Annotated in this window: 16 protein-coding genes; 2 read left to right on the forward strand and 14 right to left on the reverse strand. The window is 48.8% G+C overall.

All coding sequences use genetic code 11. The annotated features are described in order from the left end of the window. Nucleotides 1-148: 148 nt before the first annotated feature. The 8 genes from RS891_RS25580 to RS891_RS25615 all read right to left on the reverse strand — a co-directional run bounded on the left by RS891_RS25580 (nucleotide 149) and on the right by RS891_RS25615 (nucleotide 8,317). The gene (locus tag RS891_RS25580; protein ID WP_315793557.1) at nucleotides 149-1,012 is read right to left on the reverse strand and encodes an STM4011 family radical SAM protein; all 864 of its coding nucleotides are present in this window, start codon (nucleotides 1,010-1,012) and stop codon (nucleotides 149-151) included. After that, the gene (locus tag RS891_RS25585) at nucleotides 1,009-2,406 is read right to left on the reverse strand and encodes an STM4012 family radical SAM protein (protein WP_315793558.1); all 1,398 of its coding nucleotides are present in this window, start codon (nucleotides 2,404-2,406) and stop codon (nucleotides 1,009-1,011) included. The genes RS891_RS25580 and RS891_RS25585 overlap by 4 nt, the downstream gene beginning before the upstream one ends. 53 nt (nucleotides 2,407-2,459) lie before the next feature. Beyond that, nucleotides 2,460-3,245 carry an STM4013/SEN3800 family hydrolase gene (locus RS891_RS25590; protein WP_315793559.1) on the reverse strand — a complete coding sequence of 262 codons (786 nt, stop codon included), beginning with the start codon at nucleotides 3,243-3,245 and terminating at the stop codon, nucleotides 2,460-2,462. Next, complete coding sequence (locus RS891_RS25595) at nucleotides 3,238-4,509, reverse strand: STM4014 family protein (protein WP_315793560.1); 1,272 nt, start codon at nucleotides 4,507-4,509, stop codon at nucleotides 3,238-3,240. The genes RS891_RS25590 and RS891_RS25595 overlap by 8 nt, the downstream gene beginning before the upstream one ends. Before the next feature lie 12 nt (nucleotides 4,510-4,521). Then, the gene (locus RS891_RS25600; RefSeq protein ID WP_113055894.1) at nucleotides 4,522-5,364 is read right to left on the reverse strand and encodes an STM4015 family protein; all 843 of its coding nucleotides are present in this window, start codon (nucleotides 5,362-5,364) and stop codon (nucleotides 4,522-4,524) included. A 367-nt stretch (nucleotides 5,365-5,731) separates the two neighbouring features. Further along, nucleotides 5,732-6,355, reverse strand: coding sequence for an XTP/dITP diphosphatase (locus RS891_RS25605; protein ID WP_315793561.1), 624 nt, complete (start codon nucleotides 6,353-6,355; stop codon nucleotides 5,732-5,734). A gap of 1 nt (nucleotide 6,356) precedes the next feature. Further along, a complete protein-coding gene (rph, locus tag RS891_RS25610; protein WP_053783129.1) occupies nucleotides 6,357-7,115 on the reverse strand; it encodes a ribonuclease PH in 759 nt (252 codons plus the stop codon). Between the two features lie 146 nt (nucleotides 7,116-7,261). Further along, nucleotides 7,262-8,317 (reverse strand): GerMN domain-containing protein, encoded by a 1,056-nt coding sequence (locus tag RS891_RS25615; RefSeq protein ID WP_090904407.1) that lies wholly within the window; start codon nucleotides 8,315-8,317, stop codon nucleotides 7,262-7,264. 214 nt (nucleotides 8,318-8,531) lie between these two features. On the opposite strand from RS891_RS25615, the gene RS891_RS25620 reads away from it, so the two are divergent. After that, entirely contained in the window at nucleotides 8,532-9,098 is a 567-nt protein-coding gene (locus RS891_RS25620; protein ID WP_113055896.1) for a phosphatidylglycerophosphatase A family protein, read from the forward strand. Nucleotides 9,099-9,228: 130 nt separating this feature from the next. On the opposite strand, the gene RS891_RS25625 is transcribed toward RS891_RS25620, so the two are convergent. The 5 genes from RS891_RS25625 to RS891_RS25645 form a co-directional block, all read right to left on the reverse strand. After that, nucleotides 9,229-9,882: a ferric reductase-like transmembrane domain-containing protein gene (locus tag RS891_RS25625; protein ID WP_181586752.1), complete on the reverse strand. Its 654-nt coding sequence runs from the start codon at nucleotides 9,880-9,882 to the stop codon at nucleotides 9,229-9,231. Between the two features lie 33 nt (nucleotides 9,883-9,915). Continuing rightward, entirely contained in the window at nucleotides 9,916-10,959 is a 1,044-nt protein-coding gene (locus RS891_RS25630) for an FAD:protein FMN transferase (RefSeq protein WP_113055898.1), read from the reverse strand. Then, entirely contained in the window at nucleotides 10,956-11,348 is a 393-nt protein-coding gene (locus RS891_RS25635; RefSeq protein ID WP_113055899.1) for a hypothetical protein, read from the reverse strand. Before RS891_RS25635 ends, RS891_RS25630 begins: the two co-directional genes overlap by 4 nt. 168 nt (nucleotides 11,349-11,516) lie before the next feature. Further along, on the reverse strand, nucleotides 11,517-12,506 hold the full coding sequence (locus RS891_RS25640) for an MBL fold metallo-hydrolase (RefSeq protein WP_315793562.1): 990 nt from the start codon (nucleotides 12,504-12,506) through the stop codon (nucleotides 11,517-11,519). 18 nt (nucleotides 12,507-12,524) lie between these two features. Continuing rightward, nucleotides 12,525-13,268: a class I SAM-dependent methyltransferase gene (locus RS891_RS25645; protein WP_315793563.1), complete on the reverse strand. Its 744-nt coding sequence runs from the start codon at nucleotides 13,266-13,268 to the stop codon at nucleotides 12,525-12,527. Between the two features lie 310 nt (nucleotides 13,269-13,578). Here RS891_RS25645 and RS891_RS25650 point away from each other — a divergent pair, with 310 nt between their 5' ends. Next, nucleotides 13,579-14,454 carry a DUF72 domain-containing protein gene (locus RS891_RS25650; protein WP_315793564.1) on the forward strand — a complete coding sequence of 292 codons (876 nt, stop codon included), beginning with the start codon at nucleotides 13,579-13,581 and terminating at the stop codon, nucleotides 14,452-14,454. Between the two features lie 116 nt (nucleotides 14,455-14,570). Here the strand turns inward: RS891_RS25650 and RS891_RS25655 are convergent, their stop codons facing one another. Beyond that, on the reverse strand, nucleotides 14,571-16,748 hold the full coding sequence (locus RS891_RS25655; RefSeq protein ID WP_315796436.1) for a glycoside hydrolase family 88/105 protein: 2,178 nt from the start codon (nucleotides 16,746-16,748) through the stop codon (nucleotides 14,571-14,573). Nucleotides 16,749-16,784 lie beyond the last annotated feature (36 nt).

The raw sequence follows: 16,784 nt of genomic DNA on the forward strand, positions 1-16,784 counted from the left end.
GGGGTGCCGCTTAGCAGCATAGTAGCTGTTAAGCGGCACCCCTTTGTCATACTCAAATTATTATAGCTACACATCATCCTACTTTAAATAACCAAGAGACTGCTGTAATTCTTCCGCAACCTCTTCCTGCCTACTTGCTGACTGATATCTATTGATTAATCAGAACCGGATTACGCTCAAGCAGTCCACTGCCAAAGATATCTCTGAACGGAGAATCCTCCATATGAATATAACCGATGTAACAGCCACACTTCTTCATGCCACACGGCCGATCTGCGGCCAAAGCCTCCAAACCATCGCGGTAGAGATGCCCAATAATCCGACGATCCTTGTAGCACCTCTTTACATGCCCTGACCCTTGCACATAAAATACCTCCGAACCCGCGGAACAGCGCTTGCCCAGACTCTCATAATCCCGCAGATTCCCATCAAACAGCGGATCAACGGATCGTAAAAAGTCCACCTCTTCCACGCTGTAATATTTGGGTCGATCTTTAAATGCATTGATCCACATATACACGTCATCGGGTAATGCCTGTCTCATCGATTCAATAGCAGGAAATGCGCTACGCAATCCAACCGTCCCCACACTGAAAGCAAGTCCCATCTCACGTAAAGTCAAACATTGTTTGACGAAGGAAGACTCCTTCGTCTCTCGTGGGTGATAGGTCGCCCAAAATGCTGCTTTATCCCGATTCAACTCGCGGGCCCAGTCCAGTTTGACAGACAGATTGGTTTGGACTGCAATTTTGTCCACATGTGGCATATGGGATAGTTCTATCATTGCTTCCCGATACCAACGTCTTACCAGAGCTTCTCCATATGGGTTAAAGAAAATCGAAAATTGATGACCAGCACTCTCCTGATCCCTCACCCATTTCACAAATTGACGCAGTTGTTGTTCATCCGCTTCCAACGTCTCCTTGGAATCTACCGTTTTGCTAAACGGACAGTACGGGCAGTCGTAATTACATGACGACAGCTTACCCCGATAATACAAGGTTGCTCTCATGAGAACACAAACCCTTCCATTTGTTCACGTACCTCAGCGGAGATGAGCCAATCTCCAATGGCATCCGAGTAGCCCAATCCCTCTTCTGTCAGACGCAGCACCCGATTACCCTTATCGTCCTGCTCGAGCTCAGCCATGCCCTCAGACAACAGTTCACTCAACCATCCGTAGTCTGACATAACTTCCGTTCCGAATCGTTGATCATAATCCGACAGCGCCAAGCCTTCCCGATGCAGCAGAGCTTTCAGAATAAAGCGGCGCTTCTGCTCCTCCCGGCTGAGTACAATGCCGTAATCGGCCACATCATAACGCTCGGTTGCCACATAATCGGCGATGATGCTCTGTGTGGCCTTATAACTAACACCATACTTGGAAGCATAATGTACTTCACTGGTATAAGAGCGTGCACCGCACCCCAGACCAACCATGCCTTCCTCCTGACAGCTGTAGGGTAGAAGCTCTTTGCTTCCAGAAGATGATTGTTCTTTGGCAAATCTGCGCATGGAATACTGGACATAGCCTCTGCTTTTTAAAGTCTCACGCGCAGCCGTATACAGTTTCATCCGAATATCCGGTCCCTGTCGTTGTATATCATCCGGTTTCACAATGGTATTCTCACGGGTGTACAGTGGGTAAATGAAAATCTCACCCGGTTCATATGAAAGGACACGTTCCAGCGAATACAGCCATGATTCCACCGTTTGTCCCGGCAGACCATAGATCAGATCCAGATTCAACAAAGGGAATTCATACTGTGTAAGCTTTTCAAGCGCGCGTTCCACTTCCTGTGGTTTCTGCGGACGGTAAATGGCTGAGGCTTCGGCTTCGATAAAACTTTGAATTCCCATACTTACCCGGTCCACACTTCGCTCCTTCATGATCGCCAATTTGGCTTCCGTGACGGTATCCGGTGACGTTTCTACTGAGATCGAAGCTTGCGTCGGATCGAGCCCCATCACCTGTTCCGCAATATCGAACAAGCGGTTCAACTGAATTTCATTTAATAATGTGGGCGTCCCGCCACCGATGGCAAACCTCGAATAGGGTCTGCGTGATGTGAGTGGTGCCCACTGCTTGGCTTGCCGTTCCAGCGCATCCACATAACGCACATGGGTGTCATCGCGGCGATCCGGCAATGTGAACAGGTTGCAGAATCCACAACGTGCGGCACAAAACGGAATGTGCATATATAAAAAATACGTATCAGTATTCTCACGTTCCCACAATGGACCGAGCTGTAAAGGCGGGTTCAATTCCCGATATGCCGTCTTGTGGGGATACGAATATAAATAAGAGCGATAGGGGGAAGCAAGTACTTCTCTGAGACCTGTAGCTGTGTTGGATCCGGACTGTGCGGAATGACCTGTTGTCGTATGTTGCGATTGATCGTCCATCGGTTTCCTCCCTGTATCCGGTTTGTAGTTATTGATGATATGAATTATTTTTTCTATAAAATAAATTCACGGTATGGTACATTCCAGACGACATCATGTGCCAGTCTATGCCCCTGATAACCGTCCTCACCATATGCCGTGCCATGATCGGAAAAAGCTAAACAAAACGTAGGCCTTGAACGCTGCCTCATTGCATCAAACAATGGCCCAAGGGCCTTGTCCACATACCGAAGGGCTGCACGTTGTGTTTCTACCGAGTCCTCTCTTGCACCCTCCACAAAATAGCGATTGGGCCCATGGATGGCAGACACATTCAGGAACAAAAACAGCTTCTCATCTTGTGCGCATTGCTCCAGCAGCTTCAAGGCATGCTGAACCTGATGCTCGGTCGATTTGGGGTTGGTTACCCCAAAATTCATCCGCCAGTAGCTCTGTTGGAAATAACCCGGCAGCACTTTGGCGAGCGGATTTTTCTTGGTGAAGAAAATGACCCCGCCTATACAAATCGTACGGTATCCTTCAGCTGCAAAACCGGATACGATATCCGGTGTGTCGAACAGCCACGTATGCGGATGCGTCCTTAATCCGGTATTCCGGGAATGAAAAAGTCGTACATGGGATGCTTTGTCCGTATTGGCAGGTGTAGGCATGAAGCCACCAAAAAAAGCATGATGCGCCGCATAGGTAAAACTTCCCGGAGTATGACGCTTCTCCCAAGGACCCGTACCGCACAGGTTGGGGCAATTCTGTTCCTCCAGCTTGGCCACGTCATATCTTAACGTGTCCAGTGTAATCATTAGTAGATCATGGGAGCCTACGATGGTGTTCATATCAGTCATAGTTGTAAGGCTCCTTTCGCAAAAGTTCCATTTCCCATTCATAGGTTCCAAGTCCGTTATGCTGTACTCTGTACAACAAATCTCCAAACGGATTCACATCCAAAATATAGGCACGCGGCTCATTACCTCCACTGAGCATCACATCAATTCCAGCTGACCATGAGTTGGGAAAGGCAGCCATTGCTGCTTTCGCTGCCGTCTGAACTCCACTCATCTGCTGTTCATCCAGCCCTGCTTCTGCGGGAAGCAACCGCTCATTACGCAAATGCAGATTGGTAATTGGTGTCTGACTAAGCCGTACAATGGCATGACCTGCTTGTCCACCTGCCACAAGCTGGCGAATATCAAATACGCTTGAACCCAAAGACGCTTTTGCCATCCAACGTTCAATCTGGGCACCCTCAGCACACAGCCAATCCATGAGCGCAGAAATCTCTGAAGTATGTGTGTACCTGCGCATCCGGCCTTCATTATAAAAAATGATCTTCTCCTGAATCTGTTCCATTCCCACAGTGGTTATGGCGATTTCGGCACCCGTTCGCGGATTAACTTGATAGGCAACAACGCCTGAAGCCCCAGAGCCACACGCAAGTTTCACGAAAACGCGGCTCATACCGGCTGTTGTCATCGCTTTACGCAGGTCCTCATAATTGCGGATCGGCTCCGAAGATTGGAGCGTTGGAGGGACACGAACGCCATGGGCAGATAGATGCTGCTGGCATTTCCTTTTATCAAACATAATCGCAATGTCATCGGGATCATTCATGAACCGGGCATTAGGCCAATATTCCAGAGCTTCATGGCGAATTCGTTCCAAACAGGCTTTCCATCCGCGAAACCATTGGTTGGGCGCGTAGATCCGCCCCCACTCCTGTTCAAGAGTGAGTGTCTGTTCTGCCGGAATCATCCTCGCAGAAAGGCCATCGTTTAACGGAGATACATCATTCACAGCTCCAAGAAAGAGCAGCTCACATTCTACTTCCCAATCCTCACCAGGGGCATCCAGTCGAATAAGAGCCTGCCTGTTCGTAGCCCCTCGCCCTTCCAGACATTGCTGTACGGCATCCGCCATGGTTCCGCCCCGTCTCCAAGTCTGTAGCAACCGGGCATAAGGCAGCATAAGTGCTGGTTGTAAGCCAAGTCGCTGTCTTGCCTCCTGTAATCCAAGGGTACGTCGATTATTCGGGTTCCCAATTAACAATAACGGCTGTTCCAGATCCGTATCCTTAACTGGGAGTTGCAAACTTTGTTCCAATTCCGTCATGCCTGACATCATTTATTCCGTTAACGACGGGTAGCGCCAGTCATCTTCATCACTCTGTTGTTGCTCGCTAACATCTACAGATATACCGGAGCGTTTCCAGCGAATGAGCATTTCGTCCGTCATGTAGTGGTAACTGAGATTGAGATGTTTAAGTTTTTTGATCTTGTCGCTCGCAAGCAGCACCTCTGCCCCTTCATCAGACAACGTGCCCTCTGACAGATCCAGGATTTCAAGTTGGTCCACAATTGGGGCCTCAGCTGCAGCTTTCGCAATCTCATCCTGAATTTCACTATCTTTCAGCCCCAGGTATACGAGCTTTGGAAATAAGCCCTGTTCCAAAAGTGGAAGTACATCTTGCAGTGAACCGTCGAATCCATAATCATCCACGCCCAGATACAGTTCAAGCTTACGCAATTCAGGCAACTTAGCCCGGGCAATTGAAGCTAACACACTTTGGGGAAGACCACCGCAAATAATGATTAATTCTTCAAGCTTGGCATGCTCGATGGGTTCCAGACTTAGTCCGCTGCTGCCCTTCACTGAGAATGACTTCAATTCAGGAAAAGCAACCAATAGTGGTGTGAGATCCGTCTGAATAATCCATGATACTTCGCATTCTTCAAAGCCCATATCTCCGATGAACAGTTTCTTCAAAGACGGAAAGCTTGGAGCAAGTTCGATGAGCGTGCCCATAAATTCATCCGGCGAATTTTCATAGGCCTGTCCCCAGTCTCCTATAATCAGACTCTCCAGCGAACCAGCCTCCGGTTTGGCAGCGAGTTCCCTGATCAACGTTTCCATACGAATACCGTCCTCATAATCATCATAAGACACCGTAAGCTTCACTTCTTGCATAAGCAAATCCCCTCCGTTTGAGTTCATTGATGATTCGTTAACTTGAATGTTAACCCATACTGTACAAGACTTGCAACTTCTTCCAACCCCGGTCCTAGTGCTCTGCTCAAACGTGAAATTTAAACATTATTTATATAGGAACAAGAACATACGTTCTAATTATTTCACTAAAAAAAGCGGGATTTATTTGGGTCCCACGTACTGGCTTGATTAACCTTGGCTCCACTCCATAAAAATAAAAAAACGTTAATGGTCGGTGAAGCATTCCACAGGAATGACTCTTACCTTCCACTAACGTTTTGATATTTAGACAAGGCAATAATTCACCTTATACATTCATAATCATATGAGCTGATTCGTTGGAATCTCAGCCTTTCAGACTGGATACGAGCGCTCTCAGAGCATGCCCACGATGACTAATTGCCTGCTTTTGCTCCAGCGTAAGCTCGGCCATCGTCATCTCGTATTCAGGCACGTAGAAGAGTGGGTCATATCCAAAACCGCCACCACCGGCTGCTTCAGCCGTGATCCAACCTTCCACCATGCCTTCTGATTCATACTTGTCTCCGGTTACCGGATCATACAGCACCAATGCACAAACGAAACTTGCTGGACTCAACAGCGTTTGCTCCGTATCCTCACCGGATTTGAGCGATTCCAGCGCCTCAAGCAATTTGGCATTGTTCTTCGCATCGGTTGCACCCTCGCCTGCATATCTCGCAGAATACACTCCCGGGTCACCATCGAGCAGATCCACACACAATCCCGAATCGTCAGCCAGGACAGGCAAACCAAGAGCATCGCCCACCGTTTTAGCTTTCTTCCAAGCATTCTCTGCAAAGGTTACGCCATCCTCAACGACATCCGGCAGCTCCGGATAGTCGAACATGCTTTTGACCTCTTTGCCCAGTGGAGCGAATGCATGAGCGAATTCACGTACTTTCCCTGCATTACGGGTTGCGACAATGATAATTGGGCTATCCAGACTCATGTTAGGCTTCTCCTAATCCACGAGCACCGATCTTGAGAGCAATAGGACCGAGAACTTCTTTCTGACGCTCAATCATCTCCAGAATACCCTGCTCACCCAGCTCCAGCATTGCGTTCAGCTCACGACGGTCAAATGGTGCTTCTTCACCAGTTCCCTGAAGCTCCACATATTTTCCGCCACCTGTCATCACGAGGTTCATATCAACCTTGGCTTTGGAATCTTCATCATAGTTCAGATCCAGCACAGGCTGTTCTCCAACTACACCCACACTTACCGCTGCAATGAAATCCGTAATCGGGAATACTTGCAATTTATGCTGTTGGGCAATTTTGTTCACCGCGAGCGCCAGAGCTACAAACGATCCGGTAATGGACGTTGTGCGTGTACCTCCGTCGGCTTGAATGACATCACAGTCCAGTGTAATCGTACGCTCACCAAGTGCCTGCAAATTAACAACAGAGCGCAGTGCCCGGCCAATCAGACGCTGAATTTCCATGGTGCGTCCAGTCAATTTGCCGCGGTTCGCTTCACGCTGATTACGGGTATGTGTTGCACGTGGCAGCATGGAGTATTCAGCCGTTACCCAGCCTTTACCCTGCCCTTTCATAAAGGGAGGAACACGTTCCTCCACCGTAGCTGTACAAATAACCTTGGTATCTCCCACTTCAATCAGTACAGAACCTTCGGCGTATTTATTCGTGTTAATTGTTAAATTCATCGGGCGCAGCTGGTCGCTGGTTCGTCCGTTAGATCTCATCATTTCTGCCTCCTACGACTTAAGCATCCTGTAATGTCGAGCTTGTTCACACTTTTACTAATCCCTTCTATTTTACCAAAGAGTTCACTTAAAAGCATCCTGTCCACCAAAGAGTTCTGTCAACCGTACATCAGACCGCTTATTGTGACTTAAATTGGAATTTCATTGATATATTCAGGCTTCGATACTGGGGCACTGTAATCCCGATTATCATCACTCATGACTGTCTTTTGCCCATTCCATTCGATCTGCACTTTAGCTTCCTTGCCAGCTGTATTCTCGGCCGTAGTCAATACGACAGATTGCAGCAGTTCACTTGGCACGACATCTCCCTCAGTAAACATGTCGTCTTTAAGTGCAACCGTTACGGTTCCATCCTCAGACGTTTTGACCGATTGTAGCTGCGTTCCGCCTGTCATAACCTCTTCCAGCTCGCCACCTTTGGCTGGTCCCTTGATCAGTTCATTCAGCGCCGCCTGCACCCGGTCTCCTCCTGGTGTCACAAGACGTGTAACCGGAACATAATATTGAATGCCTGCTGGCGAAGCGGCTGAAAAATAAACCGTTACCGGGCTGCTGTTGGTAGTGAATGTATCACCCAAATCAAGATTGATACCCACCGCACGATTCAGCGGTTCCGGCAGTGGCGTGCTGTTTACTGGCATTTGCGTTAACTTTTTGCCGTCTACCCAGATCTGTACATTCTGCACATCCGGTGTACCGGTTAGTGTCCAGGTGACTGCCTCCAGCATTTTGCGCTCGTTCTTGGCATCATACTTGGCAAAGTTGCCGGAGAACTCTACAACTGCCAGCTTGTCATCCGGATGAATCGTTACGTTCTGAACAACGGTACCCTGTGGGAGAACGCCTTGAAATCCTTCAGGCAGCATCCCTGCATATGGACCACCCGTAACAAGTGTATCCAGAGCTGTTTTGGGGCTGCTGACGTCCGTGCCCGACGGGAGAGTCATGGAAACTGGAGCCAATAAACCTTGCTGGTCCTGCAAATAGACGGTTGTAAGTGGTAGCTTGGCAAGTGATCCGTTGCCTTCAGCCGCCTGAATCATGGCCGCTTCCTGGATCGGCGGCGGTGGATCAATGGCTTCGGAGGATTGTGCCCCAAACATGCCACATCCGGATAACACCACAGGAATACTCAACAGCGCAGCTGCAGAAGCTGTACGCAAATAACGGATCTTACTCATGATCACGTTCCCCCTCATCATTTTTACAGTTTGTACTACCATGTATACGAGCCTTTGCCCAAAAAATAACTACTTTTTAAACAAGCTCATCATGCATAAAGCTGAAAACAGGCCATCTATCCCCGTCGAAGGATAGCAAAGAAACCCAAAACGGTTAATAACGTATTAGGATATATGTATAGGGACATTGCTAACTTCAGAGGAGGAATCGCCCATGGAACATCCGGAGCAAGAAAAAATCCCTTACAGCCTGAATAGCCGCAAAGTGGCAGAGGCAACGAGGGAATGGCTGCACAAGCGGGGCGTTACGATCCCTGAGATCGCAGAACTGGTCATGATGCTGCAGAAAAAGTATTACCCAGGTCTTACGATGGAAGAATGTATCGACAATGTGGAGAAAGTATTACGCAAACGTGAGGTGCAGAACGCAGTACTGACAGGCATTCAACTGGACTTGCTAGCAGAGCAAGGCAAACTCATTTCTCCTTTGCAGGAGATGATTGAAAATGATGAAGGATTATATGGCGTGGATGAGATTCTCGCGTTCTCCATCGTCAACGTATACGGCAGTATCGGATTTACGAACTACGGTTATGTAGACAAGCTAAAACCCGGTGTGCTTGAACGTTTGAACGACAAGAGCCTTGGGCCTGTTCATACGTTCCTGGATGATATTGTAGGGGCCATCGCCTCAGCGGCCAGTAGCCGGATTGCGCATCGCAAACAATCGGAGCTCGAAGAAGCTTTGGGAGAAAAAACTGTCAGCGATGATATCGTATAGTTTTGCATGTGTAATAGGAGTTCGAAATGAACTGATTAAGTAAATTGAGCATTCAGACTTATTCTGATCATGACAAAAAGGCGGCCACCAGGCCGCTTCTTTTGTGTCGATTCACTATTTTAGTAATACACTATTTCAGGTGCTCCTGTCTTCCCGCTCCCGCCAAACGATACACCTCAGCCCATTTCTGTTCCGCTGCCGGCTTAGACTGTACACGATTGGTTCCAATTGTAATTTCTGGACCTTTGCGTTCTCGCAGCATGCCACGAAGTACCGTAATACCAATTATGCTCAAACCAGTAAACACATACATCAGACGCATAAGCACATTGCCTGAATCTGAGCCGGTAACCATGCCATGGAACAGTAAACCAATGAATACGGGATAAGACAACATATGGAACATAAACCACCATTTGCGGCCGAGCTTGTTACGCAGATCACTGGATAACAGAACGATTACCAAACCATAAAAGGATAGCGTGCCCAGTCCGCTCCCAATCGGATGTACTGAAGCCGTGAACGGAATGAGCAGTTCACTCCAGGTAAATGGGCTATAGTGATCAATATATAGGGTTAATGCATGCACAAGTCCAAGTCCAAAGGCGAGCCAGGTCGTTCGGGTATGCCATTTAAACATCGCCGCTTTGGGTTTGCCTTTAGCCATGGGCATCCCTTGGGCAATCCCCAGAAATACCCCCGCAAAGAGCAGCAAATAAGCGGCGATCCCACTAATTCGAATGATATTCCACGTCGGCAGGTAATCTACAATCCATTGCGCCATAACCGGCTCCCCCATATCTGATAGACTTGTCGTTTATATTAGACTGAAGCGGTGATCCGGATCGAAACCAGGCCAGCGTTCAGCGAGCGTATCGGTATTTCCTCTAAAATAAGTGCTCCCATCCCGGGTCATCCACAGGACATCATGCCGGTCGTAATGGCGGTTTAACCAACTTACTGCGTCGGCACTTCCCAAAATACAGACGGTCTTGGCAATAATCTCACATTGCGATGTATGCTGGCCCAGAACGGTACACTGCAGCACATCCGTATCTGCCGGCTCCATCGTCCGGGGATCAATTAGGTGATGTGAAAGGCTTCCGTCCGTATTCTGCCACTGTCTTCGTACCACTCCTGAAGTGGCAATTGCACCTTTCCTCAATTGAATATTCCCTATCAGATTTCGCTCCTCCTGATAAGGATCGGTGACTTGCACAGACCACATCGGATGAAGTGTTGTCCCCCATGCCTGAATGTCTCCACCTGCATTAATTAATCCCGCCGAAATATGAAGTGTACGCTGCAGCCAATCGGCGATACGTTCAACGGCCCAGCCCTTAACAATGCCCCCAAGGTCCAGCTCAGTCCCAGGGTCCTTATGAACCATTCGGCTGCCTTCTCTTTGAATCCAACGTGGACGGCTATAGTCATATTCGTCTCTCAGCATATCTGTTATATCCAATGGTCGGATGTCCAATCTGCGCTCGGTTCCAGATTGATGTAGCTCTCTTTGTTGCAGCTGCTCGAAGCTGACATCGTAACCGAAAGCCCGCAGAGCCTGAGAGATACCTGGCTGAAAAATCCCTTCCGTCTGACCAATATATCCGTAGGCCAAACTTAACACTTCATCCATTGCTGCGGAGATTGGCATCCATCCTGTGCAACGATTCAGACGATTCAATTCACTGTCTGCCTCAAATCGGCTGAAACGCTGTTCCTGCGTCTCAAACCAATTCTTCACCAGCTCTGCTGCATGTTCAGCCTCTTCTCGTCCTGCGGCCAAGTGTACTTCCACATCCGTGTTCATCGCCCGGAAGTGGAACTTGAGGAGACGGGAGACTTGCTCTGTACGGCTCATGATGCACCTGTGCGTGACTGATAATTGCCACGGCTATATCCGGAGTCTGTATCCTCATTGCTGCTCTGATCTGTTATCCAGCCGCCCGATGAGCCTTGATTCGGAACATTGGCAATGCTTCCTTCAGTCGTTCCCCTATCCAGGTTGTTGCCCTCATTCGACGATGCATTGGAATGGCTATCTGTGTTGTTCGTCCATTCGTCCATGACATCATCCTGAGCATTTATCTGGGTAGATGCTGTACTGCTTATATCGTTACCATTTGCAGCCGCATAAGCGACATCAAAGGCATCAGAAGTTCTTACATATTGAAAGAGTGCAGCCACGGTCAACGTTGCTGCCGCTGAGGCTTGCCATTTTCTCCATTGATTTCGTTTTTTTCGGGTCATCGCTCATCCCTGCTTTCTCTGGCGAAGTTCATGCATTTATCATAGAAGTGCTGCCTTAAAAGAAGATGAATGAACGGTTAAGAGAGACTAAAGCTTTCATATATTTGAGTCGTTACACGCAAAAAAAGACTCTGAACAGGAAGTTCTCCTGGTCAAAGTCTTGTAATTCTAAGTATTTTCGATAAAAAAGAATACTCCGTCGTGCTGCTGCTCCTGTACAATATGCTCTCGCCGGATCAATTCCTGCAGATGGGCTAAAGTTTCGCTCATCGCAAAACGAAGCTGATGTGTTCCCAATCGGTCACCAAACATAAACACACAGATATCATACGCATTCGTCGGTGCTTCGCGAATTCGCTCCCTCATCTTCTGAAGGCGCTCTTCGTGATGTGTGAGCAGATGAATCGTTCGATCGGCAAAATGGCCAAACGGATTCCGATGCCCTGGATATGCCACTTCTACATCCAATGCCCCCAGCCGATGCAGTCCTTCCATATAAGACAATAAGGGTTGATCGTCACTTCCCGGTTGCAGGCTAATATTCGGTGATATTTGCGGCAATACGGCATCTCCACACAAGATCTCTCTGGAATCCGGCGCATAGAAGGATAGATGCCCTGGCGCGTGTCCACCTGTTTCTATAGCAAGCCACTTTTTCCCGCCCATAACCAGCCAATCGCCATCTTCAATCGGTGTCACTACCGGAAGTGGCGTAATCTGTGAGATAAATCCCTCCATATGTTCGCGTATCTGCTGCGTCTTGTCTTCCGGCATTCCATGGCGACCATAATATTCAGGCAGCACTGTATTGATGGTTGCCTCCGTTCCCCACATGTAATCTGCTTCCTGACGAGATCGTGTGGACATTCGAACAGGCACACCCGTTTGCTGCTGTATCCAGCCGGACAATCCCAGATGATCGGGATGATGGTGGGTCAGTACAATCTGACTAATATTCTGAAAAGTTAAATTGAAATCTGCGAGTGCTTCGTGCCACTCCTGTTCCGTCTCAGTACTGCGTGGTCCCGGGTCAACAATTGTTATTGATCCATCCGGTTCATGAAGGACATAGCTGTTCACCCAGCGCAGTGGAAAAGCCATAGTAATCTTGACCCGATGCATGCCTGCTGGCATGGAAATGGATTCCGTTCGCTTCATTAATATTCTCCTCCAACTCTACTGTTCCGGCCGATGACCGACAAAAATCATCCGCGGCGATGTCTGCTCATCGTACTTCTCTTCATCATAACCGCCGTGTACCTGATCCACCATGAGTCCTGCCTCGTGAAGCAGATCACGTAGTTGTTCGCGAGTGTACAGCTTGACTCGTTCCTGATAGATTCGTGGTTTTTGGCCCGATTCGGCATCGGTGATGTGAATTTCTTTTTGCACAAATCCATCCTGTATCTTGCGAAACTCCTCAATATTCTGTCCTTCGCTTTCACGTGTTGAGTGCTGCACTAGATGGCGAGTCACATAAGCCGTGTTCATAAAATCAATAATATAGCTGCCGCCCGGCTTCAGCATCCGATGAATGGCGCGTAACACCCTTAGTTGCTCTCCATCCTCTCGGAAATAACCAAATGAGGTGAACAGATTGACAACGGCGTCAAATCCGCCTTTCAGTGGAAGCTCACGCATATCGGCATGATACCACTCAACACGTTGTTCGGTGTCCATGCTGCGTGCTTCACGCAGAAGCACATCAGACAGATCGATTCCGGTCACCTGGAAACCAGCATCTGCAAGGGCCAGAGAATGTCGGCCCATACCACAGCACAGGTCAAGTACCTTGGACTTTGGCTGAAGCTTTAACCAATTGATCATTTTATGTACTTCCTGATATGCACCCTGCACATCCCGATGTTTGTACACAAGAAGGTAGTCTTCTCCAAAACTCTTTTCATACCATTCCGTCATTACGTATCGCCCTCCACATGGTCACTGGCCCAACTATCCGTAATACGCTGTAATATCAGCTGGATCATATCTCTATAGCTTTTAGCCATTGTATCGTCTTTATCCTTCTAACTCAAAAATTTCCAAGGATCGTCCACATTGAACGGCCGGAAACCACACGATATAATGTTAAACATGGTCAAACCCCCGCGAATCGGTTAACTATACTTAGAAGATTGAAGTCGAATCAGTATGGCAATTTCGCTTCATGAACGTCATGAGACGGCTGAAATATACGCTAACATAAAAGAAGCAGTTGGAGGTGTTATTTATGATTCGGATTGGACTTACGGGCTGGGGAGATCAGGAAGATTTGTACCCGAACCGTACCAAAGCGAAAGACAAGCTCCGTCTGTATGGACAATATTTTACGACCGTGGAGGTAGACAGTTCCTTCTACGCCGTTCAGCCTCGGGACCGGATGGCACGCTGGGCAGCAGAAACGCCGGATTCCTTTGCTTTTATCGTCAAAGCTTATCAAGGGATGACAGGACACCTACGGGGAAAACCCTATTTCACAAGCACCTCAGAGATGTATAAGGCTTTCCGCGAATCCCTGGAGCCTGTCATGGAAGCAGGCAAGATGCAGGCAGCCTTGTTCCAGTACCCGCCGTGGTTTGAATGCAATCGGGACAACGTCAATGAACTGCGTGAAGTAAAGCTGCGGATGGAAGGCATCCCGTGTGCCCTCGAATTTCGCCATCGCAGCTGGTATGAAGAGGGCATGCGTGAACGGACGCTGGCATTCCTGAAGGAACAGGGATGGATTCACAGCGTCTGTGATGAGCCTCAGGCGGGGCTAGGATCTATCCCTATTGTACCCGAAGCTACCGATGCCGAGATGACGCTGGTGCGTATGCATGGGCGCAATGTATCAGGCTGGCATCAGAATGGTGCACCCAATTGGCGCGAGACCCGTTATCTGTATCGCTACAACCAGGAAGAGTTGCTGGAGTGGAAAGGTTATTTGGAGCAATTGCAGGAGCAGAGCAAAGATGTGTATGTGATTTTCAACAACAACTCGGGCGGCGACGCCGCTGCCAATGCACAGATGATGATGGAGCTGCTGGAGCAGCCCGTGAAGCCCTTCCCTGACCGCACGGAGCCGGAGGAGGAAGAGGGACCAGAGCAATTGGAACTGTTTTAGCCACACGTTTAATTCGGGATCTGCATTGAATATTTCCATTCATAACGAAAAAAAGCGGTAAGCCATTAAGGCTGTGCCGCTTTATTTGTCGCTAGGCTATACTCATGATTGCTGTACTAGCATTGTGCAGCTGTAACCGAAGAATCTATAGACCCCTCGCAGAGTTGCTGGTTCATTTTATACGCCTCAATCCCGGCCAGGAGTACAATGCCGATACCGTGCGTATCGTTCAGAATCCATCCCAGATCATCCCGGTAATAGAGTGCGGTAAAGGAGTAACCGGAACCCCGACATACACCGTACACGTTGCCTTTATAATCAATGGACAGACGGGTCATGCCTTCCCATCCCCGGCGAACCGCATCCAGGTAGGCCTCTGGCTGCTTCAGCCAGCCTTCGCGAATACCGCGGGCATAGGCGTAAATGAACATCGATGTGCAGGAGGTTTCCTCATACGAATCGGGGCGATTCAGCACCTGATGCCAGAGACCATTTTCACCTTGCAGCGCCAGATACCCCTGACATAAATCCCGGTAGAAGTTCAGCAGTTCCGGCCGTTTGACGTGATCACTTGGTAGAATCGACAATAGTTCGGTTAGTGAAAACAATACCCATCCATTCCCGCGTCCCCATGGTATACCCGTCGCCCGTCCACGTACAAAATCATACACATGGGACATGATCTGTTGTTCGGGAATATACAGATATTTGCGGAACATCAGGAACTGGTTGATCGCATCGTCCCAATAAGAAGTATCTCCCGTCAACTGGCCGTAACGCATCAGGAAAGGTGTGCTCATGTACAGATCATCACACCACATCGTTTCCTGGCGCATCTCTCCGCTGCCACGAACACGGTAAAAGGCTCCGTCATCCAAACGTTCCTGTTCATCCGTAATGTAACCCGCAATACGATCCGCCGTATCCCTTCCTCCACGAATGTCTCCGAGTTCCATCGCTGCCAGCAAAGTGGATCCAAACGAACCGCAGTCATCCAGACTGTCGATGGCAGACAACTGATTATTAATTCCCGCGGCGCCGTACCCTTCCCGATCCCACAGACCATAACGGTCAAACGACGTACTCAGGCCGATATGGTCCCGCACATACTGAACATAGTCGTCGCGTCCCAACTCCTGTCCAATCTGAAGAAGTCCAAGCAGGGTAACACCGAGTGGATAATTCCATTTGCCATAATGGGTATTTTCCAAATAGGGCCGGACACTCGTTTCAGGTAGATCCACATGCCAGTATACACCTTGGGCTCCATCATCAAATACGGTATCTGTTACCACGATGTCTTGGGGAGATGGTTCAGAGCCTGGGGAAAATACACCCGTATACAGCCACACGTCGGGGCACCCTGCAACCGGATGAGGTGGTCTTAACCTCCAGCCTTTTGCAGTGGAATCCTTCGCATCTTCCAATGTAAATCCCCATAACTCGCTCCCAGCTTTGGTTTCACCTTTCGCTACCAGATCAGATGGACCGTAGCGACGAGGCAGTTCAATACGGAAATTGCCGCTTTGCCCAGCAGAATATATTTCCTTGCCATCAACGTACAGCGTCAGGGCACCTTCATGTTTTCCTTGCAAAAGAACAGGTGAAGATCCCGGTTGGATCACATCCAGTTTGGACCATGCGTACGCAACAGCAGGCTGCTCTGTCCCAAAGATTCTGGCGAAAGCTCCAACGTTCTTTTCCCCCTCTGTCCAGTCCCTGCGTGGATACCAAGAGAGGCCCGTTTCTTCTTCAGTCATGCCATCACGAGGGAGTGATGATAACGTTTCATCAACTGGTTCGGAGTACAGCCAGCCCTCCTGACCTTGGCGATCGACGCCTGGCGTGAGAAAGTGAAGCGGGAAATTTTTGAATGAAGCCGTTCCGTAAATCCCGCCGAATCCCACCTCTGTTTTGACAAAACAAAGCAACACATCGTTCCAGCCATATTTCACGGAGATCGGAATCTGGGTTCTTCGCTCGGGAAATAACTCCTGCAATAGCTCCGATTTGAAGATCTCTTCTCCGTTCACATAGACCGTCACCGGACTATAACAGTTCAGTCCCGTATTTAACGTAGCCTCCTGCTGGCTCCACAACTTGCCCCATACGTACACATACTGTCCTGCACGCGCTTCCTTCCACTTGGCATCCAGATTCAAATCATATCGGTAATCCCCAAGTCTGCGGAAACCTCCCTGATGGTACGCCCGAAATAAAAAGGAGTGTTTCGGATGGTCTCCAATATAACGCTGTGCCACCGTGGTCAAAATATCCGGAATTGAATCATACACCTTGCCTGCAATCGCCTCGTTCTCATGAAAATAACG

Source organism: Paenibacillus sp. BIC5C1, assembly GCF_032399705.1.
In the GTDB taxonomy this organism is placed as follows: domain Bacteria; phylum Bacillota; class Bacilli; order Paenibacillales; family Paenibacillaceae; genus Paenibacillus; species Paenibacillus taichungensis_A.

What these genes read in the sequence shown, in the direction of transcription:
- RS891_RS25580 (WP_315793557.1), bottom strand. Translation starts at nt 1,012, where the DNA reads ATGAGAGCAACCTTGTATTATCGGGGTAAGCTGTCGTCATGTAATTAC.
- RS891_RS25585 (WP_315793558.1), bottom strand. Translation starts at nt 2,406, where the DNA reads ATGGACGATCAATCGCAACATACGACAACAGGTCATTCCGCACAGTCC.
- RS891_RS25590 (WP_315793559.1), bottom strand. Translation starts at nt 3,245, where the DNA reads ATGACTGATATGAACACCATCGTAGGCTCCCATGATCTACTAATGATT.
- RS891_RS25595 (WP_315793560.1), bottom strand. Translation starts at nt 4,509, where the DNA reads ATGACGGAATTGGAACAAAGTTTGCAACTCCCAGTTAAGGATACGGAT.
- RS891_RS25600 (WP_113055894.1), bottom strand. Translation starts at nt 5,364, where the DNA reads ATGCAAGAAGTGAAGCTTACGGTGTCTTATGATGATTATGAGGACGGT.
- RS891_RS25605 (WP_315793561.1), bottom strand. Translation starts at nt 6,355, where the DNA reads ATGAGTCTGGATAGCCCAATTATCATTGTCGCAACCCGTAATGCAGGG.
- rph (WP_053783129.1), bottom strand. Translation starts at nt 7,115, where the DNA reads ATGATGAGATCTAACGGACGAACCAGCGACCAGCTGCGCCCGATGAAT.
- RS891_RS25615 (WP_090904407.1), bottom strand. Translation starts at nt 8,317, where the DNA reads ATGAGTAAGATCCGTTATTTGCGTACAGCTTCTGCAGCTGCGCTGTTG.
- RS891_RS25620 (WP_113055896.1), top strand. Translation starts at nt 8,532, where the DNA reads ATGGAACATCCGGAGCAAGAAAAAATCCCTTACAGCCTGAATAGCCGC.
- RS891_RS25625 (WP_181586752.1), bottom strand. Translation starts at nt 9,882, where the DNA reads ATGGCGCAATGGATTGTAGATTACCTGCCGACGTGGAATATCATTCGA.
- RS891_RS25630 (WP_113055898.1), bottom strand. Translation starts at nt 10,959, where the DNA reads ATGAGCCGTACAGAGCAAGTCTCCCGTCTCCTCAAGTTCCACTTCCGG.
- RS891_RS25635 (WP_113055899.1), bottom strand. Translation starts at nt 11,348, where the DNA reads ATGACCCGAAAAAAACGAAATCAATGGAGAAAATGGCAAGCCTCAGCG.
- RS891_RS25640 (WP_315793562.1), bottom strand. Translation starts at nt 12,506, where the DNA reads ATGAAGCGAACGGAATCCATTTCCATGCCAGCAGGCATGCATCGGGTC.
- RS891_RS25645 (WP_315793563.1), bottom strand. Translation starts at nt 13,268, where the DNA reads ATGACGGAATGGTATGAAAAGAGTTTTGGAGAAGACTACCTTCTTGTG.
- RS891_RS25650 (WP_315793564.1), top strand. Translation starts at nt 13,579, where the DNA reads ATGATTCGGATTGGACTTACGGGCTGGGGAGATCAGGAAGATTTGTAC.